Origin of the sequence: Microbacterium sp. (genome assembly GCF_003248605.1) — a bacterium.
Classification (GTDB): domain Bacteria; phylum Actinomycetota; class Actinomycetes; order Actinomycetales; family Microbacteriaceae; genus Microbacterium.
In genome coordinates this window covers 1-25,799 of record NZ_QFPF01000026.1, presented here as the reverse complement: position 1 = coordinate 25,799, position 25,799 = coordinate 1, and the positions used below count along the sequence as shown (strand labels likewise).

The window sequence follows — 25,799 nt, the reverse complement described above, 5'->3', positions numbered from 1 at the left end:
GCGCCTCTGTGCGCGTGGGTGCAACGGTGACGGTGACCCCGCTGAGCAGCCGCAGACTGTGCGGATCGCGACCGGCGGCGGAGACCCGGGCGCGGATGTCCCGTGAGGCCGTGCGCGCCTGTTCCTTGTTCTGCCCCTGGATGAACATCGCCTCGGCGTTGCGAGCACCGAAGTCGCGCCCGCGGGCCGAGGCGCCGGCCTGGAAGAGAACAGGCGTGCGCTGGGGGCCGGGGGGAACCTTGAACAGTCCGTGGCTCGCAAAATGCTTGCTGCGATAAGCGACCTCGTGCACGCGAGCGGGGTCGATGAGCGTGTTGGTCTCGCGGTCGAATACCACGGCGCCATCGTCCCAACTGTCCTCGAGGAGAGTGCGGCAGAGGTCGACGAACTCGTCGGCGACGTCGTATCGAGTGTCGTGGTCGAAATGGGTGATGCCGAACAATCCTTCTGTCACCTGCGCGGTGCTGCCGGTGACGATGTTCCAGCCGATGTGGCCGCCGGTGAACGCGTCGAGGGTCGCAAAGCGTCGAGCGGTGGGGAAGGGCTGCTCGAGCGACGTCGAGGAGGTGATCACGATGCCGAGGCTGGGGGCGGCCTGGGAGACGGCGCTGACGAGGAGCATCGGATCGTAGCCGGGAAAGAGGATGCCGTGGGTCAGGACCTCTTCGGGCACGACGCCGTCGACAAGGGGGTAGCCGTAGCTGTCGGCGAAGAACAGGAAGTCGAACCCTGCAGCGTCCAGCGTGCGGGCGAGGCCCTGCCAGTATCCGACGTCACCATAACGGTCGCCTCGGCCCTGCGGGTGACGCCAGGTGGGCACGCCGTTGGATGGCGTGAGGATCTCGAACACCCCGAGGTGGAGTGGTGTGGTCATGCGGTGCTCCCGGAGTCTCGCGTCGAGCCGCCCGTGAGGCGACGTCTCCAGCTTGCCGCGTGAAGCCGCGCGCGAACGCGCAATACTAAAACGTTTTACATAGTTGTAACGCCAGCTGCGTCCACCAAAGAAGAAGCGTTCCGCGCTCGGGTGGATTCCCGGGCGATCAGGTGCACGGGAAAGACGCGCACATCGGGCATCGCGCCGGTGGTCACCATGTCGAGCAGCATCTCGACGGCATAGGTCGCCATACCTTCGGCATCCTGCCGGAGGGTCGTGAGCGACGGTGAGACGCGCGACGACCAGCTGATGTCGTCGAATCCGCACACCAGCAGGTCTTCGGGGATCGAACGGCCGAGGTCATGGGCCTCGAAGATCGCACCGATGGCCTGATTGTCGGTGAAGGCGAACAGCGCATCCACGTCTGGATGCTCCGCCAACAGCCGCCGGACTCCATGTCGCCCGGCCTCGAAGGAGTACTCTGCGACCGCACTGTGGATGCGGGATGGATCCACGCCGCGCTCAGCGAGGCCCGCGCGAAAACCCGTGCTCCGCTGCGCCGCGGTCGGCAGCGCGGCCGGCCCCTCCAGCATCCCGAAGACGGTTCCGCCGGCGTCGACGAGATGATGGGCGGCGAGGCGGGCACCCCCCGCATTGTCGGAGTACGCCCCTCCCAGCCCGTCGAGCTCGAAGACCTCGTCGCAGGCAACCATCGGTAGTGCAAGATCGACGAGCGGCTGGATGCTGTCGCTATCGGGCTGCGTAGAGAACAGCAGGATGCCGTCGACGCGCGTGACCAACCGGGCGAGCGCGGCCGCCTCGCGCTCCGGATCGAATTCGGTGTTGGTCAGTGCGACCTGGAATCCTCCCTGGCCGGCGATCCGTTCGATGGTGCCGATCATGCTTCCCCAGAAGGGATTCGTGACGTCGGGAACGACGACGCCGATCGTGTTGCGAAGCCCGGTACGCAGGGTGCGTGCCGCCTCGTTGCGCTGATAGCCGAGCTCTGCCGCCGAGCGCAGCACTCGCTCAATCGAGGCGGCACTGACCTTGCGCGTACCGGTCAGCGCATTGCTGGCCGTCGCGATGCTCACGTTTGCGTGCTCGGCGACCTGCTTGAGGGTGACGGGTCCTGGCCCCGCCATTGCGGCATGCATGTCGGAATCAGGCTACCAGCGCACAATCAGACGCTCGAGGAGCCCGACGAGTCCCAGCAGGCAGAGAGTGGTCACCGCCGAGAACAGAATCGCCGCCCACATCTGGGGCAGGTTCAAGTAGGTCGTGGCCATGACGATGACCGCTCCGATGCCTCTGCTCGAACCGGTGAACTCCGACACGACCGCGCCGACCATCGCGGCGGTGACCGAGAGCCGCAGTCCGGCGAAGAGATACGGAAGGCTCGAGGGCACCCGCAGGCGCAAGAAGATCTCACGTCCGCTCGCCGACATGGCGTGAAAAACCTCGAGGGCCTGCGGGTCGACGGAGCGCAGGCCCGTGATGGAGTTGATGAGCATGGGAAAGAATGCGCTCAGAGCGGCGACGACGATCCGCGGTACTTCGTTGAAGCCGAATGCGACGACGAGGGCCGGCGCGATCGCCACGATCGGAGTCACGTTGAGCAGAAGCGCGACGGGCATGATCGCAGCGCGCAAGAACCGGAAGTGCACGATCGCCGCGCCCAGCGCCAGCGCAATCACGACGCCGAAGGCCAGACCGACCATGGCTGCATAGAGCGTGACTCCGAGGTTCTCGAGGTAGAACTCGGGCCGCGAGAGGATGTCGCCGATGATGTCCTGGATCGGCGGCAGCACGCTCGTAAAGGTTGCCGCGGCCCACTGCCAAACGAGGGCGAGCACGATGAACAGAGAGATCGGCGCGCCGATCGCGAGCAGTGCACCTCCGGTGCGCGCCGACATCTTCACGCGGCGACGGGGGCGACCCGTCAGAGCGATGGCGTTCATTCGTCTCCCTCCCAAGCGCTCCACAGAACCTGTTTGACTTCGGCGACCTTCGCCACGAACTCTGGGGTGTCGGTGAGCTCCCACGACCGCGGGCGATCAAATCCGACATCGACGACACGGTGGATACGGCCGGGTCGTGGACTCATGACGACCACGCGATCGCTGAGCAGGACGGCCTCTTGTGCGGAGTGGGTGACGAACACGATCGTCTTCTTGTGTCTGTCCCAGAGCTCCAGGAGGCGAATGCGCAGCGTGTCGCGCGTGAGCTCGTCGAGAGCCGAGAATGGCTCGTCCATCAGCATGAGAGGCGCCCCCTGAGCGAAGCCGCGTGCGATCGAGGCGCGTTGCCGCATGCCGCCCGAGAGCTGGTCGGGGCGGGATTCGAGAAAGTCGCCCAGGCCGATCTCGTTGAGCAGCTCGACCGCGTCCTCGGGTCTGCGAGTGGTCTTGCCCGCGCGGTCCGCGCTTTTGTTGATGACCGACGACAGTCGCGCGTTCGAGCGGATGTCGAGCCATGGGAGCAGGGCGGACGACTGCGGGATCCAGGCGATGTCTTTGCGTTGCGAGGCCTGTTTGGGTGTGGCGCCGAACACGGAGATGTCGCCGGTGGTCTGGGTGTCGAGCCCGGCGATCAGACGCAGAAGGGTCGACTTTCCGCACCCGGAGGGTCCGAACAGCGTGATGAACTCGCCCTGGCGGATCGTCAGGTTGACGTTCGTGAGGGCTTGTACCGACTTCTTGCCCCGTGTATAGGTGCGCCCGACGCCGTCGAGGCTGATGGTCGATGCACTGGTTCGGGTGTTTTGCATGGTGTTCCTCACGTCAGGCAGCGTTCGAGAGGGCAGGTCCGAGGACGACGATCTTGCCGTAGAAGTCGCCGGATTCGAGCTTGGCTTCGGCCTGCGGCAGCTCTTCATATGCCCAGACCGAATCGATGACGACGGAGAACTCGCCGTCGGTGAACGCGGCGATCGCCGAGGCGATGTCGGCCCGGCCATAGCTGCCGTGACCCAGGATGCTGCGGCCACGCTGATAGAGATCGGGCAGATGCAGATGCATGTCGAGCCCGGCGGTCGTACCCGAGAGCACCACTCGACCGCCCGGCCGCGTGGCGCGAAGGGCCTCGCCGAGGAAGGCTCCGCCGACGTGATCCCAGACCATGTCGACGCCGGCGCCGCCGGTGAAGTCGGTGACATCGCGCACCCAATCGGGTGTGGCGATCCGATCAATCACGTGGTGCGCGCCTGAGGCCTCGGCCAGCGCCTTCTTGCGCGTGCCCGAGACCATCGTGATCACCCGCGCCCCGCGCGAGAGCGCGATCTGCACGCCGGCTGAGCCCAGGCCCGAGCCCGCCCCGGGGATCACGACGGTCTCACCGTCGCGCAGTCGACCGGCGCCGAGCAGGCCCCGCCAGGCAGTGGTGCACGCGACAGGGAGCGCGGCGAGTTCTGCGAGACGATGATGGTCGTTCGGGTCTGCGTCGATCACGGTGCAGTTGGCCGCGGGTACCGCGACGAGTTCGGCCATCCCGCCCGAGCGGGTCGACCCGATGGTGGAGAAGCTTGCGCAGTAGGTGGGGGTGTCTGCGTGGCACATGTCGCACTCGCCACAGCTGACGACGGGGTCGACCAGCACGATCGATCCGATCAGGTCTTTTCCCTCGGTGGGAGCGGCGACGACCTCGCCGACGATGTCCATTCCCGCGATGTGCGGGACCGACATTCCGGGGATCACCGGCTCGGCGCGCTGAAGCACGTCGAGCCGGTTGAGTGCCACGGCGAGCGTGCGCACGACGACCTCTCCGAGGGCGGGGGAGGGTGCGGCGACCTCTTCCAGTCGCCGCACCTCCGGTCCGCCGAAATCGGTCTGGACCCAAGCCTTCATTACGGGGCGGGCCAGATGAGGGTGCTGCCGTCGTAGATCGCCTCGATGAACGACGTGTCGATGGCGGACTCGGGATCGGGTGCAGCGCCCACCAGCTCGTACTCGACAAGCATGTCCGCCTCGGGGGTCCATTGCGTCGCCGACTGGCCGCCGATCGGCAGATCTGCGGGCTGGCTTTCGTTGATCAGTTCGACTTCGGTCTCCCAGCGCTGGCGGCTGAGGTCGAGGTCGTAGCCGGCCTCAGACAGGGCCTCGGCGTAGCTCAGCGCCTCGTCGAGGTTCTCGTCGGACTCGTTGATCCAGGTGTAGGCGTACAGGCTTGCGCGCAGGAAGTCCTCGACCGCGGTCGGGTGCTCCTCCTTGAATGTGTTGTTCACGATCTGGGTGTTGAAGGCCGACTCGATGCCATAGTCCGCCGGGTCCCACTGGGTGATGTCGTAGCCCTGCGAAGCGAGCACCAGCGGCTCATTCGACTTGTAGCCGGTGAGCGCCTGCACCTGGCCGGAAGGCAGGATGGTCGCGTCGTAGCCGACCGACACCCACTCGAGAGTGCTCGGGTCGACGCCGTCGGCGCTCAGCATGGCCGAGATCTGCGGCGGGACCGCGCCCTTGTATCCGGCGGTGACGCCCGACAGGTCACTGAGCGAGGTGACGTCATCGTTGGTCATCAGCATGATCGCCGGCGTGTTGCCGTAGGTCGCGATTCCCGAGATGTCGGCGCCGTTGTCGATAGCGACCATCACGTCGGACGGGCTGCCCACCCCGGCGAGCTGCGCTGTTCCGGCGCTGACGAGCTGAGCGTTGTTCGAACCGGGTTCGATCGAGACGTCGAGGCAGAGATCGGCGAACAGGCCCTTCTCCATCGCGGTGACCACGTCGAGCAGGCCCGCCGATGCCACGTAGTTGAACGAGGTGAGGAAGGTGATGGGGCCGGCCGCCTCGTTGGCGGCGCACCGCTCCGCGCTGATGAGGTCGCTGGCGGGGGTGGTGGATGCTGCGGGTTCTGTGGACCCGCTGGCACAGGCGGTGAGCAGCAGGGCGCCGGCAGAGAGTGCCGTGAGCGCTCCCCAGGGCTTGGCGGACAGGTGGCGGGCAGTTGTCATGGTGGACCTTCCATGCGGTGCCGGTGAACCGGCGGGCTTATGTGGGCTCGTAGTGCCTGCGCGCTCGGTGGAGACGGTGATGGAACGGGGGGTGAGTGCGTGATCGGCACGCTAACAAGGAAAGTGACCGCAATCTAAATCGTTTTATTACAGGCTTGTAAAACGTTCTGCTTCTCGGCGATGGTGGCCGTCTTGTCGCTGTCATTCTGTAGAGGTCGAGCCCGTAGACGCCGTCCGAGAAGAGGAGACCCATGTCGCGACCGTCCCGAGATCCCCAGCTGGTGTTTCCCCAGACGCCAACGGACGTCGCGCCCTTGAACCAGGCTGCGGCGCCGGAAAACCCGCTCGATCTCCTCGGTGGGTGGCTCGATGCCGTCGTGGCTCGGGGCGCTGTTGAGCCCTATTACGTCACCCTCGCCACGTCCTCGCGTGACGGCATCCCCTCCAGCCGTACCGTTCAGCTGCTCGACGTCGAAGCCGACGCCCTCCTCTTCACGACCAACGCGGGTAGTCGCAAAGGCGTGGAGATGAGAGAGACCGGCCGGGCGGCGGTGTCGATGTACTGGCGTGAGACTGCCCAGTCGATCAACGTCACCGGCGCTGTCGTCTGGGCAGACGATGCCGAGAGTGATGAGAGGTTCGCCAGAGAGTCGCGGCCTGTGCAGGCATCGCGGAGCGTCTCATTCCACGGGCTCACACTCGAAGATGAGTCCGCGCAGCTGACCGCCTTCTCGGAGCTCGTCGAAAGCGACTCTGTCATTCCACGGCCCGAATATTGGCGGTGGCTGCGGGTCATTCCCGATGCCGTCACCTTCTGGGAGGGGCACACCCAGGCGCTGAATCGCCGCCTGCACTATGCGCGAGAGGCCGGCACCTGGACTCGGCGGGCGGTCCAGGCATGAGCGCCGGTGCGCGCTTCGAGGGCTGCCGTGTCGTCGTGACGGGCGCCGCTCGCGGCATCGGTGCGCGCATTGCCGAGCGGTTTGCGGCAGAGGGCGCCGACGTTGCCATCCTGGATCGCCTGTGCGCACAGGGCGAAGCGCACGCGGCGGCTATCGGAGGTACTTTCGTCGAAGTCGACTTGAGCGACGTCCGCAGCACGCAGGCGGCGATGGATGCCGCGATCACATCGCTTCGCGGAATCGACGTCTTGGTGAACAACGCAGGCACCTTGCGATTCGGGACGGTTCTCGAAACGTCTCCGCAGGAATGGGATGAGGTGTTCGCCGTGAACACCCGATCCATGCTCGTGACGATCCAGGCAGCAGCCCGCACCATGATCGACGCGGGGCGGGGCGGGGCGATCGTCAACCTCGCCTCCATGGCTGCGAAGGCAGGCGGTGGGGGGCAGGTGTCGTACGCGGCGTCCAAGTCCGCGGTGGTCGCGCTGACGCGGGTGGCCGCGCTCGAACTCGGCGAGCACGGTATCCGCGTCAACGCGATGTGCCCGGGGTACGTGCTCACCGAGATGGGCGCAGACACTCGCACGGAGGAGAAGGTTGCTCTCTGGTCGAGCTACTCGCCGTTGGGTCGGCTGGGCACACCTGATGATGTCGCCGGCCTCGCGCTGTTCCTCGCGTCGCCAGACGGGCAGTACCTGACCGGGCAGGCGGTCAACATCACCGGCGGAATGGTGATGCACTAGGCTGACCGCCCAGCTGCCCGGCCGCCGCCCCGGGAGATCGGCGTCACACGTCCGAACGAGGCCGACGGTGGCGGCGTCGCCCAGCATCGTCGAGCCCGGATGCCGCTGGGACGATGCGTACACTATCTCGCAGACCGCGTGCAACGACCCTTCCGGGTCGCCGTGTGAAGGCCCCGTCGAGAAGGAGAAGCGGCCCACGAAAGGTTCCGGCGCCAACCCCCACCCCGTCTCGCAAACCACCACTGCTACTGTTCGCAAGTGCTCGCCGCCGTCGCCCTCTGCCTCGTCCTCTTTGCGCTGGCCCTGTTCCAGCTCGCGCTCATCCTCGGCGCGCCGCTGGGCGAGTTCGCCTGGGGCGGCGCTGACCGTGTGCTGCCGCCGGGCAAGCGCATCGGCAGCGCGGTCTCGATCCTCGTGTACGCGCTGATCGGCTGGATCGTGCTGGCCCGCGCCGGCGCGGTCCCCGCACCGGTTCCGGATGCTGCTCTCGTCGTTGCAGCCTGGGTCGTCACGGGCTACTTCGTGCTCGGCATCCTGATGAACGCCGTCTCCCGCAGTCGCAAGGAGCGGTTCACGATGACCCCGGTCGTCGCGCTGCTCGCGGTGCTGTCGCTGATCGTCGCACTGGGCAGCTGATCGCATCATGTCGCGGGCTCGCCACACCGTGCACGTCACTTCGCCCGACGGCACCCGAATCGGGGCGACCGTCACGGGTGAGGGGCGCCCGCTCGTCATCTGCCACGGGTCGATCAACACGGCGGCGCACTGGCGCGGTTTCGCCGATGCCATGGCCCCTTTCATGACGGTCTACGCCGCCGACCGGCGCGGACGGGGCGAGAGCGGTGACGGCGCCGCATACGCCTTTCGCCGCGAAGTCGAGGACATCGAGGCGGTGCTCGATGTCGCCGGCCCCGATGCGGTGCTGCTCGGCCACTCCTTCGGCGGACTTGTCGCGCTCGCCGTCGCGCTCGCGAGACCTCTGCCCGCCCTCGTGCTCTACGAGCCCCCGGCGCCTCTCGCGGGGCCCGTCGGCGGCGAGGCGATCGCCCGATACGACGCCGCCATCGCTCGCGGAGACCACTACGAGGCACTCGCGATCGGCAGCGCCGAGTTCGTGAGGTTTCCCCGGGTGCGCGGCGACCTGCTGCGCACGGTTCCGGGGTTCGCCGAGCGTGCCGCGATCGCGCCCACCTGGTCGCGCGAGATCCGCGCCACCGATGCGTTCGGGGCGGACCTCGCGCGATTCGCCGCCATCACGGCACCCACGCTCATGGTCACCGGTCTGCGCAGCCCCGCGTGGCTCGTGTCGGGATCGAAGACCATTCATCGGAGCATCCCGAACAGTCGCCTCATCGAGATTCCCGACGACGCGCATGATGCCTTTGCCACCTCGCCGCGGGCCTTCGCCCAGCTCGTCCATTCGTTTCTCAGAGAGCACGGCGCCGCCTGATTCGCGACGACGGAAGGCACGACGTGGATGCTGTCATCCGACGCCTCGCGTCGCACCGCTCCCGCAATTCGCCCCACGTGCTCCCGGTGCCAGTTCACCGTGCGTGGTAGCCCCTCTTCCAGCGAAACGGAGCACCTCCACCCCGCCGAGGCAGCAAAGACACGCCCGAAAGCTCCTGCGGCGTCTCAGGCGGCTTCGACGTATCCCACACGGCCGCACCGGAATACCCCACAACCGACGCAATCGTCGAGGCGATCGTTACGTCCGACCCGGTGCCGACGTTGACCTGCGCGGGCCCGGCGTCGTGCTCGAGTAGGCGCAGGCGCGCGTCGTCCATGTCGTCCGAGTGCAAGAACTGATCTCGGCTTCGGAGTGCAGCAGGCCATCCGATTACGCGGCGTTCACCCCGATTCTCACCCCGACACGGGCCGTCGACGGTCGTGTCCGCGGCGCACCAGTTCATCAAGCTCGCTCCGCCGTATCTGAGCCCGCGATCCGCACGACGACATTCCCGCGCTTGCGCCCCGTATCGACGCGCCGATGGGCCTCGGCGATGTCGGCGAGATCGAGCACCCGCTCCACGACGGGGCGGAAGCGTCCCTCCTCGGCCAGCCGCGCCACGTGCGCGAGGTCGACGCTCCGATACGGCACGTTCCCGGCGATCACGCGCTTGCCGGAGCGGCGCGCGCGGAGGCCTGCCGACAGCATCCCGCGCAGATCGGTGATGACCGACAGCAGCGCGCCGCCGGGACGGATGAGTGGCTCGAGGTGAGCGAAGGGCACGTTGCCCACGCAGTCCACGATGACGTCGTAGGTGGCGTCGTCGTTCACGAAATCGGTGCGCGTGTGGTCGATCATTCGCTGTGCGCCGAGCGAGCGCACGAGGTCGGCGTTCGCGCCGCTCGTGACGGCGGTGACGATGGCGCCGGCGCTCTGTGCGAGCTGCACGGCGGCCGTGCCGACCGCGCCCGAGGCGCCGTTCACGAGCACCGCGGCGCCGCTCGAGAGCCCGGCCCGGGCGAGGAAGGCCTGTGCGGTGACACCGCCGAAGACGAGCGCGGCCGCATCCTCGAAGCCCAGGCCCTCGGGCTTGCGGGCGATCGCCGCGCCCTCAGGCACGATCGCGTACTCGGCGTGCCCGCCGAAACGGGCCCCCAGCATCGCGATCACCGCGTCACCCGGCCGGTACCGGGTGACCTCGGCTCCCACCGCCACGACGACGCCGGCGATATCCATGCCCAGCACGGGGCGTCGCGGGGTCGAGAAGCCGAGCGTGAATGAGCTGAGCGTCCGCAGCCCGCGGGGGATGTCCTTGGCGCGGGCACGGTGGTCGGCGGCGCTGACGGTGGCAGCGTGCACCTTGACCAGCACCTCGCCGGAGCGCGGGCGAGGTGTGGGCCGTCGCGCGATGCTCACCACGTCGGGCCCGCCGAAGCGGCTGTAGACGGCCGCCGTCATGGTGCTCGGTACGCTCCCGCCGCGGTCGGAATTCGGATGCTGCTGCTCGATCGGGCTGGACATCTCGGCTCCTTGTCTCGTGGTGTACGTCGTACACCTCTGCCGAGAACCTAAGGTGTACGCTGTACTCCTGTCAACACCGGTCCGGCCACCGAGCCGGGGTTTCGCGGAGGAGAATCATGGCGACGGAGCAGCCCCCGACGGAGCAGCCCTCGACGGCCAGGCCGCACGTGCGCGCGCGCCTGAACCGCGACGACGTGCTCGCGGCTGCCGTGTCTCTCGCTGATCGGATCGGGATCGACGCGCTCAGCATGCGCCGCCTCGCGCAGGAGCTGGGTGTGGTGCCCATGGCGCTCTACAAGCACGTGCAGAACAAGGATGAGCTGCTCGACGGGATGGTCGAGCGCATCATCCGAGAGATCGACCCGCCCGAGGGTGGCTCCGAGTGGAAACGCGCCGTCCGCGCCCGGGTGCTCTCGGCGAGACGCGCCCTTCAGCGGCATCGCTGGGCGCGGCAGGCGATAGAGTCCCGCACCCGCCCGACGCCGGCGGTGCTGGAGTATCAGGAGGGCTTCGCCGCGCTGTTCCTCGGCGGAGGCCTGACCCCCGACCTCGCGCATCACGTCATGCACGCTCTCGGCGGCCGCATGTGGGGTTTCACCCAGGAGCTGTTCGACGGGTCGACGTCAGGCTCAGAGCCCCCGCCGGCCCCGACGGCGGAGCAGCGCGCGGCCATGTTCGAACAGCTGGCGAGCTCCTACCCGCACATCGTCACGGTCGCGACGGCGGTCGCCCACGACGAGGACTCGGTCGTCGGCTACGGCTGCGACGACCAGTTCGAGTTCGAGTTCGCTCTCGACCTGCTGCTCGACGGCTTCGAGCGTCTGCATGAGCGCGGTTGGAGTTCCGCCGCCGCCCGTGCCGGTGCTGCTGAGCCTGAGGCTGATCTCTTCAGAACGGCGCGTCCGCAAGGTCGGGGATGGACCCGATGGTGACCGGTGGTGGGGTGTCGGTGTAGTGGAGTTCGCCAGGGTGTTTCGCCCTTCAGGATGTGGTGTCGTCGACACAGCGCGCAGAGGTTTCTATCGGGTCGCACGTTGACTGTCGCCCCGATCAATGCGAGTCGTGCGTGTCCGTCGCCGAGTCGTTCTCCGTCGGAAACTGACTCGTCAGGGACCCGCTCGAGAACTTTCAAGGTTCGACATCGCCGCCGCGGGATTGGCCGTGTGGTCTCGTCGGAAACAGATTCCCGAAATCCCCGGCAGCTTTGTGCGCCTAACGTGAAGCCGAGGGTGCGCCCCTCTCCGGCCGATGGCATCAGGATGTGAATCTGTAACGCTCACGAAACGCGCAAAGTGTGAATATGTAACACGCGTCCCGGAAGCTGGGTGCACCGCCCACAGGGGCGGGCACAGGCGGCAGGAGCCACAATGCAGCAGGACGCGATCGAGAGGGCCATCCGACGTGTCGGCATGCCCTTGCTCGCGATCGTCGCCGCGCTCGTCGTGGGAGCGATTCTGGTCGCCACGCTCGGCCAGTCGCCGCTAGCCGCCGCCTCCACGGTCATCCAGGCCGGGTTCAGCTGTACGCCCGGTCACTGCAACCTCGGTGGAACGCTCGCCTTGGCCTCGCCCATCATCTTCTGCGCCCTCGGTGCCGTGGTGTCCCTGCGCACAGGACTGTTCAGCATCGGTCAAGAGGGCCAGTACGCACTCGGCGGCCTCGCGGGTGCAGTCGCTGGCTATTCGATCGCAGCCCCGGCCGGTGTCGCGCCCGTCATCGCCCTCGCCGCCTCCGCAGCGATGGGCGCGGCCTGGGGCATCATCCCCGCTCTGCTCAAGGTCTTCCTCGGCGTCAACGAGCTGATCATCACCATCGTGCTGAACGCCATCGCCGGGCTGCTGCTGGACTTCCTGGTCAACTATCCACTCCGTGCCGAAGCGTCGACCGTGGGCTACACGCCCGTCGTCAACGAGGAGGCGCGCCTTCCGGTCTTCGACGTATCGACGAAATTCGGCCTCGCCTTCGTGCTGGCGGTCGTGGCGGTGATCCTCGTCTCGTTCTTCCTCAACCGCACGACGGCCGGCTATGAGCAGCGCATGTCCGGGGAGGCGCCGCTGTTCGCGCGCTACTCGGGCATGTCGAGCACGGCGAGCGTGCTGCGGGCGGGCCTGCTCGGCGGTGCTCTGGCGGGGCTCGGCGGGGGAGTGCAGGTGCTCGGCACCAACTATCGCGTCATGGAGGGGTTCTCCGACGGAACGGGCTTCACCGGGCTCACCGCCGCGATCCTCGGCGGCACGACCGCCATCGGGGCGGGCCTGCTGGGCATCCTCTACGCCGGAATCACGGTCGGCGCCGTCAACGGCCTGCAGATCGTGCTGGGTGTGCCGCGCGAGATCGGCTCGACGGTGCTTGCGCTGATGATCGTCTTCATCGCCGCCCAGGCGCCCCTGCTCACGCGGTGGGAGCGCTGGCTCGACCGCCGCCGGGCGAACAAGCTCATCGATGCCGGAGCGGGCGTGGCACCACCGCCCGGCCGCGGCCCGGGGAGCGCGGCCGCATGAACACGCTCGCCGATTTTCTCAACAGCGGCATCAGGCTGACCGTTCCCATCCTGTTCTGCGCCATCGCCTCGATGCTCAGTGCTCGCGTGGGCGTGCTCAACCTCGCGATCGAGTCCAAGATCCTCTCCGGCGCCTTCGTGGGCATCCTCGCGGCGTCGGCGACGGGCAACAACCTCATCGGAGTGCTCGCGGCCGCGACCACCGGCGCCACGATCGGCGCGATCATGGCCGTCGCAAATCGCCTCGGCGTCGACCTCGTGGTGCTCGCGATCGGGCTCAACATCCTGGTGCTGCAACTCACGGTGTTCCTGATGCGCTCCTACTTCGGGGGCGTCGGCACGTATGCGCCGGGCATCGAGCGGATCCCGCCGATCGCGATCCCGGTCCTCTCCGACCTGCCCTTCCTCGGGCCACTGCTCGCCCGTCTCAACTGGCTGGTCTACCTCTCGCTTCTGGTCGCGGTCCTCGTCGCGGTGTACTTCCGCACCCGCAGTGGCCGGCACCTGCTCGCCGTGGGCGAGGCCCCCGGAGCCGCCGCGTCCGCGGGCCTGCCGATCGCTCGCTACCAGACCCTCACTCTTCTGGTCGCGGGAGCCCTCGCGGGAATCGGAGGAGCGTACCTCTCTGTGGGCGACCTCGGCCTCTTCACTCGCAACATGAGCGCCGATCGCGGCTGGATCGGCATCACCGCCGCGCTGCTCGCCCTCAACCGGCCCGCCTTCATCGTGCCCGCGGCCGCCGTGTTCGGCTTCGCCAGCGCCGCATCGATCAGGCTGCAGGCCTTCGATGTGCCTGGCAGTGTCACGCAGTTCATCCCACAGGGCGCCGCGTTCGTGGCACTCGTGCTCGTCGGACTGCGCGCCAAGTCCCGCACCTCCTTCGCCCGGCTGTGGCGCGGCAGCAGCCGCATCCCGCTCCGGCGGCTGCGGCAGCCCCCGCCGCCCACACCCACAGCCGCAAAAACCTCCGCAACCGAGAACGCCGCGCAAAACCACCCCCCGACCGCACTACCCGCTCCACCACAGAAGTGATTCCCATCCCTCTAAGGAGACACATGTCACGGCACACTGCGGCACGACGCCGCTTCGCACTCCCTCTCGCCGCCCTCGCGGCGACCGCCCTGCTGGCAAGCTGCGCGGGCGGCGGCTCGGATGCCGGAGCGGGTGCGCCCGACGACGAATTCACCTACGCGCTCATCACCCCCGGCGCCGCGGGCGACGGCGGCTACATCGACTCGGCGATCGCCGGCGCCGAATTGGCTCAGGACGAGCTCGGCGTTTCGGGGCGCCTCGTCGAGGCGGAGTCCGTCTCGCAGCAGGAGGGCGTGATCCGCTCGACGGTCGCCACCCAGCCCGACATCATCCTCGCGCCCGGCCTCGAGCCCGACGCGCTGCTCGCGGTGGCCGAAGAGAACCCCGACCAGCTGTTCGGGGTGCCGAGCGACATCTTCGCCGACGAGCTGCCCGACAACGTGCAGGCGTACGCCATCAATGTGCACGAGAGCAGCTTCCTCGGCGGCTACATCGCCGGCAGCATGACGCAGACGGGCAAGGTCGGCGCGGTGCTCGGTGTCGAGGCCCCGGGCCTGGACCAGTTCTTCTACGGCTACAAGCAGGGCGTCCTGGCGGCGTGCCCCGAGTGCACGGTCACCCCGACGTACCTGAACGGCGAGTTCTCCGACCCATCGGTCGGCCAGGAAGCGGCGCTCGCGCTCTACCAGGAGGGCAACGACATCGTCTACGCCGTCGCCGGCCTCAGCGGTCAGGGCGTCTTCACCGCCGCCGCCCAGGAGGGCAAGTACGCCATCGGCGTCGACTCGAACCAGGATGCCGATGCTCCCGGCTCCGTCATCGTCTCGGTCATGAAGCGGGTCGACATGACCACCTACAACCTCATCGAGGCGGCGCTGAACGACGAGTTCGAGTCGGGCTTCGTTCAGGCCGGTCTGTCCGACGGCGTGACGGGACTGTCGTGGGCTGATGGATCGACGGTGTTCGCCGACGAGGGGCCCGCCGAGCTGGCGGGGATGGTCGAGGCCCTGTCCACCGAGGTCGAGGATCTGCGAATGCAGCTGATCGACGCCTCCATCGAGGTGTGCGACGCGCTCAACGATCCGTCGAGCGACATCTGCGCCGAACTGGGCCTGGCCTCCTAAGCCCGCGGCACCACGGAACGGACGAACACATGCTGACCACCTCGGGCGAGACGCCCCGGCTCGAGCTGCGGGGGCTGCGCAAATACTTCGCCGCCTCCGGCGTGCTCGCGGTCGCGGACGTCTCGCTCGAGGTGGCACCCGGTGAGGTCCTGGCCCTCATCGGCGAGAACGGCACCGGCAAGACGACGCTGATGAACCTCCTCTTCGGCGTGCACTCCCCGGATGCCGGTGAGATCTTCATCGACGGAAAGTCGGTTGAGATCCGGGGCCAGCAGGACGCCATCCGCAACGGCATCGGCATGGTGCATCAGCACTTCGAGTTGGTGCCGTCGTTCACCGTGGCCCAGAACGTGCTCCTCGGCCGCGAGCCGCAGCGCGGTGGCTTCTTCGACAACGCCGCCGCCGAGAAGCGGGTCGCCGAGCTGGCTCGCGAGACCGGGTTTCACATCGACCCGCGGCAGGTCGTGCACGACCTGCCCGTCGGCGCGCAGCAGCGTGTCGAGATCCTCAAATCGCTGGCCGCCGACGCCCGGCTGCTCATCCTCGATGAGCCGACCGCGGTGCTCACGCCGAGCGAAACGGACGATCTGCTCGTGATGGTGCGCACGCTCGCCGCCTCGGGGCGATCGGTCGTGTTCATCTCCCACAAGCTGCCCGAGGTGCAGGCTATCGCCGACCGCATCGTCGTCATGCGACGCGGCGAGGTGGTGGGCGACCTCGCCCGGGGTGAGGCGACGGATGCCGAGCTGGCGCGACTGATGGTGGGTCGCGACGTGCTGCTCACCGCGCTCCGCGCCGACAGCGACCCAGGCGACGTGCTGCTGAGCCTCTCAGGGGTCACCGCTCCACCCAGCCAGGACGGCAGCACCGGCCTCAAGGGCGTCGACCTCGAGCTGCGCGCCGGCGAGATCATCGGTCTCGCCGGAGTCAGCGGCAACGGCCAGGACGAGCTCGTCGACGCGATCGCGGCGCTCTCTCCCGCCGAGGAGGGCAGCATTCGGCTCTCGGGCACCGAGATCTCGCGCAAGTCACCCGCCGAGGTGCGCACCGCGGGGGTGGCCCACATCGCGGCCGACCGCATGCACGTGGGGCTCAATCTGCTCGCGACCCTCGAAGAGAACGCGGTGAGCACGAGGTTCTCGGGCGCCCCGTTCTCGCGCTGGGGCATCATCCGCAAGGCGGAGCGGCGCGCATTCGCGCAGCGGATCGTCTCCGACTACGAGGTGCGCGGGGGCGCCCCCGGCCGTGTCGTCGGCTCGCTCTCCGGCGGCAACCTGCAGAAGGTCGTGATCGGGCGCGAGCTCAGCGGCGAGCCGCGAGTGGTGCTGGCGAACCAGCCCACCCGGGGACTCGACGTCGGCAGCATCGAGTTCGTGCACTCCGCGCTGTCGGATGCCCGGGCCTCCGGTGCGGGGGTGCTGCTGGTGTCCACCGAGCTCGAAGAGATCTTCGCACTCTCCGACCGCATCGCCGTCATGTTCGACGGCGAGCTGATCGGCCCCTTCCCGTGCGCCGAACTCGACCGCGAGCGCCTCGGACGATTGATGACCGGCGGCGCATCCGAGGCACCCGAAACCCCGGCCGATGTGCCGGATCCGAAGGAGAACCGATGACCGAGATCATCGTCGCCGACCACATGTGGACGGGCGATCCGGCCCAGCCACTGTTGTCGCCCGGGGCGATCGAGGTCGACGGCGGCGTGATCGTCTCCATCGGCGCCGTGGCCGGCCCGAGGCCCACGGGAGTGAACGTGACCGACCTCGGCGCGGCCGTCGTGCTTCCGGGCCTGGTGAACGCGCACGCGCACACTCCGATGTCGATCATGCGTGGTGTCGCCGAGGGCGTCTCGCTGCTCACGATGGAGGGGTTCCTGCAGACCCTGCGCGGCCACGAGGAGTTCCTCACCCCCGAGCTCGTCCCCGCGGCGGTCGACGTGTCGCTGGCCGACATGATCCGGCACGGCACCACCGCATTCGCCGATCAGTACTTCTACGCAAACGAGATCCTGCCGGGCGTCCTGCGCTCGGGCATGCGCGCCCGCATCGCGTGGGGCATCGTCGAGCTCGGCGACGAGGAGGTCCGCGCTCGCGAGCTCGCGGCGGCGGCGGCGTTCGCCGAGTCCGTGCCCGACGGGTCGCTCGTGCAGGGCTGGGTCGGCCCGCACGCGTTCTTCGTCGACAACCAGCCCGAGGCCATCCGCGCCGAGGTGGAGCTCGCCACGCGGCTCGGGGTCGGCCTGCACGCGCACTTCTCTACCTCGAGCGAGGAGGACGCCTTCTGTCAGGCGGAGTTCGGCCGCTCCGCCCTCGAGGTGATGAAGGAGTTCGGTCTGCTCGACCTGCCGCTGATCCTCGCGCACTGCAACACAGTGCCGGTGGAGCAGCTTTCCCTCCTCGCCGGTTCCCAGGCGTCCATGGCCGTGATCCCGTCGGTCGCGATGATGAGCGGCGCACCGGCTGCGCCGGTGCGCGAGGCGCTCGACGCCGGCGTCACCGTCGCGATCGGTTCCGACAACGTCTGCAACAACACCAACGTCGACCTGTTCGAAGAGATGCGCACGCTCGGCAAGTTGGCCGCGTTTTCGAGCCGCACGCCCGACCAGGTCACCTCGCGCGAGATCCTCGAGATCGCCACCGTGAACGGTCACCGGGCGCTCGCGGGCGGTCCCGATGACGGCCGCCTCATGGCGGGAGCGGTCGCGGACCTCATCGCCGTGCCCGTGCACGAGGTTCGGCGCGGCCCCGTCGGCGCGCAGTCGCTGGAGTCGGCGCTGGTGTACTGCACCTCGGGCGCCTCGGTCAGTCACACAATGGTCGGTGGGTTGTGGCTGATGTCGGAGGGCATCGTCCACACGGTCGATGCCGAGCGCGCGGGGGCGCAGCTGCAGACCGACTTCGATACTCTGATCGGCCGCAAAGTCGCGGCGGGAAAGTAGGGCACGACATGGATGTCACCAAGCGCCGCACACTCATCGAAGAAGAGGTGATCCGTGCGGGAGAGGTCTCGTTCGTCGCCCTCGCCGAAAGGTTCGACGTCTCCGAGATGACGATCCGCCGCGACATCGAGGCGCTTCAGTCCATGGGGGTTGTGCGTCGGGTTTCGGGCGGGGCGATCGCGCTGGCGGGCACGGCCTTCGAGCCGTCGTACGGTCTCCGCGCGGGGCGTGCCGCCGGCAGCAAGGCGCAGATCGGCGAACGGATCGCCGCGCTGCTGCACCCCGGCGAGACGGTTGTGCTCGACAGCGGCAGCACGGTGCTCGCGGTAGCACAGGCGATCCGCGGCCTGAACCTGGGCCTGACCGTCATCACCCCGAGCATCGGCGTCGCCACGGCGCTGGCGGACGAGCCGGGCACACAGGTGCTCCTCACGGGCGGCGTCGTCCGCCCGGGGGAGCTGAGCCTCATCGGCAGTGATGCCGAGCTGATGATGGCGCGCTACAACTGCGATACCTACGTCGCTGGCGTCGCGGGCGTCGACGCCGTACGGGGTCTCACCGAGTACCACCCGCAGGAGGCCAGCGTGAAGGAGGCGGCCGTCCGCGCATCGCGGCGGGTGATCGTGGGCGTCGATCAGGAGAAGCTCGGGCGCGTGCACCTGGTCAATGTCGCGCCCCTGCACGCCGTCGCGGCGCTTGTCAGCGATGCCCCCTCCACCCACCCGACCCTCGAGGCCGCGACCGCCCGCGGCGTCGACGTGTACACCGTCGCTCCCGCCGCGGGCGCGGAAACCTCCATTCAGAGACTCGCAGGAGACAGCGCATGACCCGCTTCGCATCCATCTTCCCCGGCACCGACAAGCCCCTCATCGCGATGGCCCACGTGCCGGCGCTGCCGGGTACGCCCCTCTACGACGCCGAGGCCGGGGTCTCGGGGCTCGTCGATCACGTGCGCCGCGACGTCGAGGTGCTGGTCGACGCGGGCTTCGACGCCGTGATGTTCTGCAACGAGAACGACCGCCCCTACCAGCTCAAGGCCGGCCCCGAGGCGGCGGCCGTGATGTCGCGTGTGGTCACCGAATGTCGCCCCGATTCCATTCCGTTCGGCGTCGACTTCCTCTGGGACCCGAGCATCGCGCTCGCCACCGCGGTGGCCACCGGTGCGAGCTTTCTGCGTGAGGTCGTGACCGGCGTCTGGGAGTCCGACATGGGGCTCTGGAACACCGACGCCGCGACCACGCTGCGCGAGCGCCGCCGCCTCGGCGGCGACGACATCGCGATCCTGATGAACGTCTCGCCCGAGTTCGCCTCGCCGATCGGCACCCGCAGCGTCGCCCAGACCGCGCGCAGCACGGTCGTGTCGAGCCTCGCCGACGCGATCCTCGTGTCGGGCCCGATGGCGGGGGCCGGGCCCGAGATGTCGCTCCTGCGCGAGGTGCGGGATGCTGTGCCGAGCGACGTTCCCGTGATCCTCAACACTGGCGCCCGTGCCGACACGATCGCCGACATGCTCGACGTCGTCGACGGCTGCATCGTCGGATCGTCGCTGAAGGTCGACGGACACACCTGGAACGCCGTCGATCCCGATCGCGCGCGCCGATTCGTGCGGGCGGCGAAGGCCTAGAGGCGTCAAGCTTGGCTGATATGAGCGCCATCACCATCGGTCTCGACATCGGCACCACGGGTGTCAAGGGCATCGCCCTCGACAGCGGCCGCGGCCTGCTTGCGCAGGCGTCCCGCCCTAACTCCCTGGCCTCACCGCATCCGGGCTGGGCCGAGGCTTCGACGGCGCAGTGGTTCGACAATGTCATCGCGATCCTGGAAGAGCTCACCGCGGTCCTCGGTCCCGACGCCTCCCGCGTGGCCGCGATAGCGACGACGGGCATGGTTCCCGCTGTCGTGGCCGTCGACGACTGCGGCGGGGCCCTCCGTCCCGCGATCCTTCAGAACGACGCGCGTGCAGCCCGAGAGGTCGCCGAGCTGACCGAAGAACTCGCCGAACGCGGTGTGCTGATCGTTACGGGGTCACCGGTGACCCAGCAGTCCGTGGCGCCCACCGCCCGCTGGCTGCAGCGGGCCGAGCCCGAGGTGTGGGCCCAGACGCGGGCGCTCGTCGGCTCGTACGACTGGGTGCTCCAGGCGCTCGGCGCGGCACCTCACGTCGAGCGCAACTGGGCCCTCGAGTCTGGTCTGTTCACAATCGAGGGGGAGCGCTTTTCTCCGGCCATCACGGCAGGAGGCCTGGACGACAGGCTCGCGCCGGTGGTCCGCTCCGGCGCGTTAGTCGGCTGCATTTCCGCCGACATCGCTGCGAGGTGCGGGCTGCCCGCGAGTGTGGTCCTCGTCGCGGGGGGTGCTGACCACGTGCTCTCTGCCTACGGTGCCGGGCTTCATGAACCCGGCGACTGGCTCATCAAGCTCGGCGGAGCCGGAGACATCCTCGCCGTCAGTGCGTCGCCCGTGGTCGACGATCGGTTCTACCTCGACGAGCACCCTGTCGACGGGCTCTGGCTGCCGAACGGCTGCATGGCGACCAGTGGCAGCCTCGTGCGCTGGGTGCAGTCCGTGCTCGGCGAGGACGACCTCGCCGCCCTCGATGCGTCGGCCGCGCAGCGTCCCGCGGCCGACGTGCTCTGCCTGCCCTACTTCCTCGGCGAGAAGTCGCCCATCAACGACCCCGATCTGCGGGGTGTGTTTGCCGGTCTCCATCTCGGTCACGACCGCCACGACATCTACCGCTCAGCTCTTGAGGGCATCGCGTTCGGATTTCGGCACAACGCCGAGGTGCTTCGCTCCGCGGGTCTCCCGCTCGAGGCGGCGACCGTCACGAACGGCGGCAGCACGTCGATGTTCTGGAAGAGGATCCACGCCAGCGTGCTCGGCATCCCGCTTCGCACTGTGAAGAATCACCCGGGAGCCTCTCTCGGCGCCGCCATCGCCGCCGCGATCGCAATCGGCGCGCTCGATGACTGGAGCGAAGTCACCCGCTTTGTCGCCGAGGGCGAGGCCGTCGATCCCGATGCCGACCTCGTGGAACGATACTCCGACGCGTACGGGCTGTGGCGCGACCTCTCCGCGAATACCGCTGGCACGATGCGTGCACTATCTCGCAGATAGCGAGCAACGACTCTCCAGGGGCGCTGTGTGAAGGCTGGTGACGAGGGAGTCGGAGATCGATCGGATGGACAAGATGAGTTACAAGGGACAGCCGATCCCGGACCCGCATGTCAGCACACCGACGCCGACGACAGATCTTCTCCCGACGAGTCGGCTGACCCCGCACGAGAAGGAGAAGATGCGTACCACATCTTTCGGCGCCAGCCGCTCCGAGCTGGCCTGAGCTCCCCTCGTCGGGATCTCCGTTGACCGAACCCCCTTACGGTGATTGGCCGAGCCTCGCCTCGTCTTCCGGCCGTTGAGTGAACGTAACGCGTTGAAACGTCCCATGCGACAGGTGCACCGCTGACGGCTGAGGACTTGCCTCCGCGAACTGAGTCCGTTGCGGACCGCTCAGAACGGCGCGTCCTCGACGTCGGGCACGAATCCGATGGTGACGGGTGGTGGGGTGTCGGTGTAGTGGAGTCCGCCGGGGGAGATCCACTCGATCACCCCGCCGGGGTGGTGTTTCACCCGCCAGGGTGTTTCGCCCTTCAGGATGTGGTGTCGTCGACACAGCGCGCAGAGGTTTCGATGATCAGTTGCCCCGCCGAGGGCGAAGTCTTGGCCGTGGTCGACGTCGCAGCGGTGTGTGGGCATGCGGCATCCGGGGAATCTGCAGTGCGGATCTCGCACCCTCAAATGCCTCGTCAGATCCGCCGACCTCGTGTACCGATCGACCGCAAGAACTCCGCCGGTGATCGGATCGGCCAGCACTCGTTCCCATCCGGGGACGGATGCGGCGAGGATTCTCGCGGTGTCGAGGTCGATCGGTGCCCGCCCGACGAGCTCGGCCGGATCATCGGTCACGCCAGCCAGCGCCAGCGCCGGGACGGTGACGTTCACTGTCGCCCGGATCGACGCCAACCCGCCGTGTCCGTCGCCGAGCCCTTCGCCGGTCTCCGTGTCGATGCGGTGGGTGAGGACCATCTCGGTGAGCACGTCGGCACGAACCTGATCCATCGTCCGAGAGTCCACGACGGCTTCGTCCACGGTTTCGCCGTCACCCTCGCTTCCGACCTCAGCCGCGAGCTCAGCCCCGGCCTGAGCGGCGTCCGCGGGCGCGGCTTCCGCCGCCTCTGCGGCGCGTGCGGTGTTGAGGACGTCGCGGGCGATGTGGGTGATCATGTCGTGGATGCCGTGCACCGGCACGGCCGGGCCGCGGAGGAGCAGTTCGGTCATCCCGTCGGCGACGTCCCGCACCCACACGCCCCGCCCTTCCCGCGCGACCTTGTGCCGCTCGGCGAAGGTGGTCGGTTGCACCTGCTCCACGAGCCGCGCGAGCTGCGGTCCGAGCCGCCCCGGCGTGGTCGACGCGGCCCGCTCCAGAGCCTCGGTCTCGAACGCGGCCCGGATGGTCGGGTCGGTGATCTTGACCCCGTGTTCGACGATCGCCCGCACATGCCCGACCGACACCGCCCCTGCCGCGAGAGACTCAAACGTCGCCGCGAACCGATTCACCAGGGTGTGGGCGTCGTTCATCCGCCGCTGCACCGAGCGATCCGGCTGCCGCGCACACGCGCCCAGCTCTGCCGCCAACGCCCGCAACGGCAGTTCCGCTTCGCGGCCGGCGGTGCGGGGGATCTCCGCGACCCGCTCCAGCCCCACGGCTTGAGCCCGCGCGAGCACGCCCATCGCCTGAGCTTCTGCCGCAGCGATAGCGGCCACCGCGGCCGCGTACTCCGCCGCCAACCCTGCAGCCACGGCGTCGACGCCGTCGACGTCGTCGTCGTGCGTGTCACCGCCGGGCTTCGTATTCATATTCGAAACAGTACGCGGGGCCTCCGACATCGAACCCCGGAAAATGACCCCTCAGGGCCCCCGTAGGAGAACTTTCTGGGTTAGAAATCCCTCATCTTCGAGTGCCCACCCGGCCCCGCCCCATCGTCCGTCGGTTCCACCGCCCGAGCGCCCGACACCGCCCCATCCGCGCCCAACCCGCCGCCGAGGGCAAGGGATCGCTCGCGATCCCGCGGCAGCCCCGCCCCGTCGCCCTCTGCGTCGTGCTCGGTGCGTTCGCCCTGTTCCAGCTGGCGCTCGTCGTCGGCGCGCCGCTCCGTGAGTTCGCCTGGGTGGGGCTGACGTCAGGGCCGTCCCATGCCGCGGTAGTCCCAGCCGGCGTCGCGCCAGGCGCCGGCGTCGAGGCAGTTTCGGCCATCGACGATGATGCGCCCGGTGGTGAGTGAGGCGGCGTGCTCGGGGGAGAGCTGCCGCCGGTACTCGTCCCACTCGGTGACGACGAGCACGAGGTCGGCTCCGCGCAGCGCCTCATCGCGGTCGGCGACATACGACAGCTGCGGATGCACCCGTTCGGCGTTCTCGAGAGCCTCGGGGTCGGTCACGGTGACCCAGGCGCCGAGGCCTCGCGGTCGCACGGCCACGTCGAGGGCGGGGGAGTCGCGGATGTCGTCGCTGTGAGGTTTGAACGCGGCGCCGAGCACCGTGATGTTCTTCTTGAACACCGTGTCCCCGAGGGCCTCGACCACCGGCTGCGCGGCGCCGGATGCGGAGGCCCTGTCGGTCGTGAACGAGAGCCGGCCCGACGCGACCCCCGCTTCGAGGATCTCCTGCAGGTACCTGTCCGGAACGGAAGCAGACCCCTCGTGGCCCTCTCGAAACGCTGCGGATCTGTTCGGGTCTTCACCTGCGCGATTCGAGAGGGCCATCGAATGAGTCGAGGCGCGCCAACCTCGTGCAACCCGGGGGGAGAGTGTTGCAGGAGGCACGCCGCTGGGGACGGCGCTGGCGGCCGTCGTGGCCCCACCATCCTGATCCTTCCGCAAAACGCGGCTCGCCATCGACGTGGGCGGCGGACTCACCCGATTTTCACCCGTCCACCGCACCGGGTTGCGGGCGCCGGAGATGACTTTTCAGAGAAGACCACGGCGGTGCGCCGCGACGACCGCGTCCGCGGCGTTGCCGACGTTCAGCTTGCGATACAGCAGTCGAAGCCGCGTCTTCACGGTGTTGATCGAGATATACAGGTTCGCAGCGATCTGGCCGCGGGAGAGTCCCGACTCGAGCATCTGCAGCAACTCGCGGTCTGCCCGGGTGAAGCGCGGCCCGATCTCGGCGGGCGCTCCCTTGTCGCGGTGCTCTTCGAGTGCTGCACGCACGGCGGCCGGCAAGCGAGTGATCTCCGTCGAACTCAGGGGGCGCGCGAGCAGCCTCAGCTCGCCGAGATGCTCCTCGGCCGCTGACGCATCCCGCCGCTCCAGGGCGACGGCCGCCAGCACGGCGTTCGCGGTGATGCGTATTCGTCTCAGGCTGCAGGATCTGTCGAGCAGTCGCGCGGCGGCCTCCGACGCAGCATCCTGGTCTCCGATGTCGAGCAGCAGCCCCGCGCTGACCCACGTGGTGAAGTCGCTGCGGGAATCGGCCCGCGAGAGCTGTTCGCGCGCCTTCTTGGCGTCGCCCCTCAGCGCTGCCGAGAGTGCCCCCACGAGGGGCAGAGCGGATCCGGCGATGCCCTGCCGGCTCTCAGCCCCGGGCCAGCCCGCGCGAGCCGTCGAGTCGATGACGATGTCGAGCTCGGTGGCGGCGCCTCGGCGCACGGCGGATCTGGACTGCAGCCAGAAAAGGAACGGCCAGGTCTCGCGAAGACTCCATCGGGCGATCGGTTCCGCAGAACCGCGATCGAATCGCGGCGATTCGCGGAGCGCCTCCCCCGCGAGATACCGTGCGGCAGCGACGTCCGATTCGACCCACGACTCGGTGCGCGGGAGGTCGTCGAGAACCTGGATCTCTGTGAGAGCGTCGGATGGATCGCCGAAAAAGGCCTGCAGGAGAACGGACCAGCTACACGCCTCTCGCTGGAGGGCGCTGACCTCGCGCGGCACGCGCCACATTCGCGCGCGGTCGAGGTGGGCCTCGGCCTCGGGGAGATCCCCCGCGAGCAGCGCGGTGCTCCCGCGCCACATCGTCATGAACGGGTTCCATCCCTGCGAGGCATCGATCTGGACAGATGAGACCGGCGCCGGTCCCGTTGTCTGAACAAGTTCGAGGGCGCTGCGCGGGGTCCCTGCGGTTCGCAGACGGATCGCCCGGGCCCAGGCGTCGGGCGGCACCCCGATCACGCCCTTGCGTGGTCGACCGGTGTAGGGATTTCCGCCGATGAGGGAGACGAGGATGTCGCGCACCCGCCGTGCGGTGGGATCGGTGGGGCGCTCATGGGACAGAAGTTCCCGGAGCACGTGGGGATCGCAGCGGTAATAGTGCTCGACGGGATGCGAGAGGACCCCGTGGCTGCCGCGCTCCAGACGTGACGAGGTCGAGGACGCATGCGAGAGGGGCGTGAGGCGCCCGAGCGGGGCCGTCATGCGATGGCTCTCGCAGGGCCGAGTGCGGAGGTGTACAGAAGAAGACGGGTCTGCATGATCCATCCGGGGGGGTGCCCCTATGTGGTTAGTCAAGCGAAGTAGAAGCCCAGCGGGTGTCCGCGGTTGTGTCGAAGTCAGGGCAGTGGAGCGCGCCGAGGTCTGTGTAGGTTCTTCTTGAAGTTGTCCCTTTCGCGGATAGTTGTCCGTTCGAGTCGCCTATACGAAGGTGCGCGTGCGTTCGCACGTGATTTTGACGATCTGTTTGGGGATAGCCGATCCCGCTCGCCAGCGGATT

Annotated in this window: 23 protein-coding genes; 13 read left to right on the top strand and 10 right to left on the bottom strand. The window is 68.4% G+C overall.

Features of this window, described 5'->3' with window-relative positions:
• The 6 genes from DI573_RS05755 to DI573_RS05730 all read right to left on the bottom strand — a co-directional run.
• Window positions 1-874: NtaA/DmoA family FMN-dependent monooxygenase (locus DI573_RS05755; protein WP_292811613.1), on the bottom strand; the 874-nt coding region annotated here is incomplete at its 3' end.
• Window positions 875-969: 95 nt separating this feature from the next.
• On the bottom strand, window positions 970-2,031 hold the full coding sequence (locus DI573_RS05750; protein ID WP_292811611.1) for a LacI family DNA-binding transcriptional regulator: 1,062 nt from the start codon (window positions 2,029-2,031) through the stop codon (window positions 970-972).
• Between the two features lie 12 nt (window positions 2,032-2,043).
• The gene (locus DI573_RS05745; protein WP_292811609.1) at window positions 2,044-2,835 is read right to left on the bottom strand and encodes an ABC transporter permease; all 792 of its coding nucleotides are present in this window, start codon (window positions 2,833-2,835) and stop codon (window positions 2,044-2,046) included.
• Window positions 2,832-3,644 carry an ABC transporter ATP-binding protein gene (locus tag DI573_RS05740; protein ID WP_292811608.1) on the bottom strand — a complete coding sequence of 271 codons (813 nt, stop codon included), beginning with the start codon at window positions 3,642-3,644 and terminating at the stop codon, window positions 2,832-2,834. The genes DI573_RS05745 and DI573_RS05740 overlap by 4 nt, the downstream gene beginning before the upstream one ends.
• A 13-nt stretch (window positions 3,645-3,657) precedes the next feature.
• Complete coding sequence (locus DI573_RS05735) at window positions 3,658-4,719, bottom strand: zinc-binding dehydrogenase (protein ID WP_292811607.1); 1,062 nt, start codon at window positions 4,717-4,719, stop codon at window positions 3,658-3,660.
• Window positions 4,719-5,822 carry an ABC transporter substrate-binding protein gene (locus tag DI573_RS05730; RefSeq protein WP_292811605.1) on the bottom strand — a complete coding sequence of 368 codons (1,104 nt, stop codon included), beginning with the start codon at window positions 5,820-5,822 and terminating at the stop codon, window positions 4,719-4,721. Before DI573_RS05730 ends, DI573_RS05735 begins: the two co-directional genes overlap by 1 nt.
• Window positions 5,823-6,073: 251 nt before the next feature.
• On the opposite strand from DI573_RS05730, the gene DI573_RS05725 reads away from it, so the two are divergent.
• From DI573_RS05725 to DI573_RS05710, 4 genes are all read left to right on the top strand, one after another.
• On the top strand, window positions 6,074-6,724 hold the full coding sequence (locus DI573_RS05725) for a pyridoxamine 5'-phosphate oxidase family protein (protein WP_292811603.1): 651 nt from the start codon (window positions 6,074-6,076) through the stop codon (window positions 6,722-6,724).
• Window positions 6,721-7,467, top strand: coding sequence for an SDR family NAD(P)-dependent oxidoreductase (locus DI573_RS05720; RefSeq protein ID WP_292811600.1), 747 nt, complete (start codon window positions 6,721-6,723; stop codon window positions 7,465-7,467). The genes DI573_RS05725 and DI573_RS05720 overlap by 4 nt, the downstream gene beginning before the upstream one ends.
• A 258-nt stretch (window positions 7,468-7,725) precedes the next feature.
• On the top strand, window positions 7,726-8,103 hold the full coding sequence (locus DI573_RS05715) for a hypothetical protein (protein ID WP_292811598.1): 378 nt from the start codon (window positions 7,726-7,728) through the stop codon (window positions 8,101-8,103).
• Window positions 8,104-8,110: 7 nt separating this feature from the next.
• Complete coding sequence (locus DI573_RS05710) at window positions 8,111-8,917, top strand: alpha/beta hydrolase (RefSeq protein ID WP_292811596.1); 807 nt, start codon at window positions 8,111-8,113, stop codon at window positions 8,915-8,917.
• Between the two features lie 462 nt (window positions 8,918-9,379).
• Here the strand turns inward: DI573_RS05710 and DI573_RS05705 are convergent, their stop codons facing one another.
• Window positions 9,380-10,438 carry an NAD(P)-dependent alcohol dehydrogenase gene (locus DI573_RS05705; RefSeq protein ID WP_292811593.1) on the bottom strand — a complete coding sequence of 353 codons (1,059 nt, stop codon included), beginning with the start codon at window positions 10,436-10,438 and terminating at the stop codon, window positions 9,380-9,382.
• Between the two features lie 116 nt (window positions 10,439-10,554).
• Here DI573_RS05705 and DI573_RS05700 point away from each other — a divergent pair, with 116 nt between their 5' ends.
• From DI573_RS05700 to DI573_RS05660, 9 genes are all read left to right on the top strand, one after another.
• On the top strand, window positions 10,555-11,370 hold the full coding sequence (locus DI573_RS05700; RefSeq protein ID WP_292811592.1) for a TetR/AcrR family transcriptional regulator C-terminal domain-containing protein: 816 nt from the start codon (window positions 10,555-10,557) through the stop codon (window positions 11,368-11,370).
• A gap of 435 nt (window positions 11,371-11,805) precedes the next feature.
• Window positions 11,806-12,939: an ABC transporter permease gene (locus DI573_RS05695; RefSeq protein WP_292811590.1), complete on the top strand. Its 1,134-nt coding sequence runs from the start codon at window positions 11,806-11,808 to the stop codon at window positions 12,937-12,939.
• Complete coding sequence (locus DI573_RS05690) at window positions 12,936-13,970, top strand: ABC transporter permease (RefSeq protein ID WP_292811588.1); 1,035 nt, start codon at window positions 12,936-12,938, stop codon at window positions 13,968-13,970. Before DI573_RS05695 ends, DI573_RS05690 begins: the two co-directional genes overlap by 4 nt.
• A 23-nt stretch (window positions 13,971-13,993) precedes the next feature.
• Entirely contained in the window at window positions 13,994-15,094 is a 1,101-nt protein-coding gene (locus tag DI573_RS05685) for a BMP family ABC transporter substrate-binding protein (protein ID WP_292811586.1), read from the top strand.
• 29 nt (window positions 15,095-15,123) lie between these two features.
• Entirely contained in the window at window positions 15,124-16,707 is a 1,584-nt protein-coding gene (locus tag DI573_RS05680) for an ABC transporter ATP-binding protein (protein ID WP_292811584.1), read from the top strand.
• The gene (locus DI573_RS05675; RefSeq protein WP_292811581.1) at window positions 16,704-18,029 is read left to right on the top strand and encodes an amidohydrolase family protein; all 1,326 of its coding nucleotides are present in this window, start codon (window positions 16,704-16,706) and stop codon (window positions 18,027-18,029) included. The genes DI573_RS05680 and DI573_RS05675 overlap by 4 nt, the downstream gene beginning before the upstream one ends.
• Window positions 18,030-18,037: 8 nt before the next feature.
• On the top strand, window positions 18,038-18,856 hold the full coding sequence (locus DI573_RS05670; protein WP_292811579.1) for a DeoR/GlpR family DNA-binding transcription regulator: 819 nt from the start codon (window positions 18,038-18,040) through the stop codon (window positions 18,854-18,856).
• Window positions 18,853-19,653 carry a BtpA/SgcQ family protein gene (locus tag DI573_RS05665; RefSeq protein WP_292811577.1) on the top strand — a complete coding sequence of 267 codons (801 nt, stop codon included), beginning with the start codon at window positions 18,853-18,855 and terminating at the stop codon, window positions 19,651-19,653. The genes DI573_RS05670 and DI573_RS05665 overlap by 4 nt, the downstream gene beginning before the upstream one ends.
• A 20-nt stretch (window positions 19,654-19,673) precedes the next feature.
• Window positions 19,674-21,146, top strand: a complete 1,473-nt coding sequence (locus DI573_RS05660; RefSeq protein WP_292811575.1) for an FGGY family carbohydrate kinase — start codon at window positions 19,674-19,676, stop codon at window positions 21,144-21,146.
• 393 nt (window positions 21,147-21,539) lie between these two features.
• Here DI573_RS05660 and DI573_RS05655 read toward each other — a convergent pair whose 3' ends face one another.
• From DI573_RS05655 to DI573_RS05645, 3 genes are all read right to left on the bottom strand, one after another.
• On the bottom strand, window positions 21,540-22,946 hold the full coding sequence (locus DI573_RS05655) for an HNH endonuclease signature motif containing protein (protein WP_292811573.1): 1,407 nt from the start codon (window positions 22,944-22,946) through the stop codon (window positions 21,540-21,542).
• Window positions 22,947-23,269: 323 nt separating this feature from the next.
• Entirely contained in the window at window positions 23,270-23,851 is a 582-nt protein-coding gene (locus DI573_RS05650) for a UDP binding domain-containing protein (protein ID WP_292811570.1), read from the bottom strand.
• 204 nt (window positions 23,852-24,055) lie between these two features.
• Window positions 24,056-25,504, bottom strand: coding sequence for a LuxR C-terminal-related transcriptional regulator (locus tag DI573_RS05645; protein ID WP_292811569.1), 1,449 nt, complete (start codon window positions 25,502-25,504; stop codon window positions 24,056-24,058).
• Between the last annotated feature and the right edge of the window lie 295 nt (window positions 25,505-25,799).